The 2510-nt window shown below is 48.4% G+C and carries 3 protein-coding genes and 1 pseudogene; all 4 read left to right on the plus strand.

Annotated elements, in window-relative coordinates; all coding sequences use genetic code 11:
• The coding region (locus OGY19_RS04040) for a transposase (RefSeq protein ID WP_202096121.1) at positions 1–330 on the plus strand (330 nt) is incomplete at its 5' end.
• A 57-nt stretch (positions 331–387) separates the two neighbouring features.
• On the plus strand, positions 388–750 hold the full coding sequence (locus OGY19_RS04045; RefSeq protein ID WP_286596234.1) for a hypothetical protein: 363 nt from the start codon (positions 388–390) through the stop codon (positions 748–750).
• Entirely contained in the window at positions 728–1828 is a 1101-nt protein-coding gene (gene traF / locus OGY19_RS04050; RefSeq protein ID WP_007372246.1) for a conjugal transfer protein TraF, read from the plus strand. Before OGY19_RS04045 ends, traF begins: the two co-directional genes overlap by 23 nt.
• Before the next feature lie 188 nt (positions 1829–2016).
• Positions 2017–2510, plus strand: a pseudogene (locus OGY19_RS04055) (IS5-like element IS5B family transposase); the annotation flags it as partial.

Consider the following 2510-nt stretch of genomic DNA (forward strand, 5'->3'; position numbering starts at 1 on the left):
TCAGCCGATGCCGGCTACCAAGGAGCGCCACAGCGCGAGGAGCTGGCCGAGGTGGATGTGGACTGGCTGATCGCCGAGCGTCCCGGCAGGGTAAAAACCTTGAAGCAGCATCCGCGCAAGAACAAAACGGCCATCAACATCGAATACATGAAAGCCAGCATCCGTGCCAGGGTGGAGCACCCGTTTCGCATCATCAAGCGGCAGTTCGGCTTCGTGAAAGCCAGATACAAGGGGCTGCTGAAAAACGATAACCAACTGGCGATGTTATTCACCCTGGCCAACCTGTTTCGGGTGGACCAAATGATACGTCAGTGGGAGAGATCTCAGTAAAAACCGGAAATAACGCCAGAAATGGTGGAAAAAATAGCCTAAATAGGCTGATTCGATGTGTTTGCGGGAAAAAAATCGGCCCAGATCCGCGAAATTTTAATCAGCGAGTCAGCTTGGGAAGAAATGACCTGCTTATTCGCACCTTCCTTAGTTAACGACGACCCTAAGAACATAGTTACTGATGAGCTGTTGCGTAAATATGGAACACGCATGACTCTCGATGAGGCTTGCTCCGAAATTGGTGTTAAGTCGGATAGTGTAGCCAAACGTATAGGACAGGTCAGATATAGGCATTATGCATTAACTCGCCAACTTGAAAGTGCAAGGGTCTTTAGTGGAAAAAATAGCTTTTTCTGGACGGAGTCTATCGCAAGAATAATTTCCGAGGGTAATTCCGATGAAATATCAATTTTTAACTAAAATCATTATTCCCCTGCTAGTGGGATTTGCTTTTTCTACCTCAGTTCTTGCGGATGAGGGTAACACCCCAACGTCTCAATCCCCTCAGACCACCAGTGACGACCTCGCTGGTGGTCAGGCATTTCTGAATGGAAAAGAGGAAGGTTGGTTCTGGCGTAAATCGCCACCTGAGCCAGTGAAGAAAAAGCCAGTGAAGTTACCTCCTCCGCCGACTTTACCGCCTCAAGAAACGCCTAAACAGGTTGCTCAAACACCTATGGAGTCGACTCCAGAACCTGCCGCAACTGAAAAGCCCGGCCCGGCTCCGTTCACCGTAGCCTGGTTTAATGAAAACATTCAGAAACTACGCAACCAGGCCATCGACAATCCTACCCAAGAAAACGTTAGGGCATATTTTCTGGCCCAACGCATTATGCTGGATAAAGCCAGCCGCTTTACTGATATGGCTAGGTTGGTTACTTCTACCGACCCCCTCATAGATGAGAATAGCCGCCGCTCAACCTCAACATTTGGGGCAATGGATCAATCGAATGAAGCTGAAAACAATTCGAGAACGGTCATAAAAGACGTAGCGACAAAAGCAGGATTGTTTTTCTTCTTCCGTGGGGAAAACTGCTCCATATGCGTAAAGCAAGCTTCTGTTATGAATACGTTTAGTTTCATGACAGACATGAAGGTCATCCCAATTTCACTTGATGGTAAACCTCTTCCAGGGAATATTTACCCGGACTGGAGGCCTGATTCTGGCCAGGCATCAAAGCTCCAAATATCAAACGCACCTGCGATAGCTCTGGCAATCCCGCCATCTACAACACGCATTGTCTCATTTGGGCCTATCAGTGCAGACCAGTTAATTTCAAGAACAGTCCTTATTGCCCACGATGCAGGGATCATTTCTGACCAGCAATATAAGAGCACCTTGCCATATAACGATACCGGCTATATCGACTCAAACATTCTGAATGACATGCCTAAAGACCTAACTCAACAACCTGATGAGTTTATCAAATATATACAAGCTAAAGCTGGCTACGGTTCGACACCTAACCCAAATGCTAATAACCCGGGGGAAAAATGAAGATTTCGCGCAACTATAATATAAAGAATGTATTCCGTAGAAACATTCTTGCAATTTCTATCTGCCTCTCCGGGTTGACAGCTTTTCAATGCGAGGCCACCAGCATTAGTACTCAGCTAGGGAAGGTGCGAACAAGTCCCTGATATGAGATCATGTTTGTCATCTGGAGCCATGGAACAGGGTTCATCATGAGTCATCAACTTACCTTCGCCGACAGTGAATTCAGCAGTAAGCGCCGTCAGACCAGAAAAGAGATTTTCTTGTCCCGCATGGAGCAGATTCTGCCATGGCAAAACATGGTGGAAGTCATCGAGCCGTTTTACCCCAAGGCTGGTAATGGCCGGCGACCTTATCCGCTGGAAACCATGCTACGCATTCACTGCATGCAGCATTGGTACAACCTGAGCGATGGCGCGATGGAAGATGCTCTGTACGAAATCGCCTCCATGCGTCTGTTTGCCCGGTTATCCCTGGATAGCGCCTTGCCGGACCGCACCACCATCATGAATTTCCGCCACCTGCTGGAGCAGCATCAACTGGCCCGCCAATTGTTCAAGACCATCAATCGCTGGCTGGCCGAAGCAGGCGTCATGATGACTCAAGGCACCTTGGTCGATGCCACCATCATTGAGGCACCCAGCTCGACCAAGAACAAAGAGCAGCAACGCGATCCGGAGATGCA

The sequence above is a fragment of the Citrobacter sp. Cy070 genome (assembly GCF_030332245.1).
In the GTDB taxonomy this organism is placed as follows: domain Bacteria; phylum Pseudomonadota; class Gammaproteobacteria; order Enterobacterales; family Enterobacteriaceae; genus Citrobacter; species Citrobacter youngae.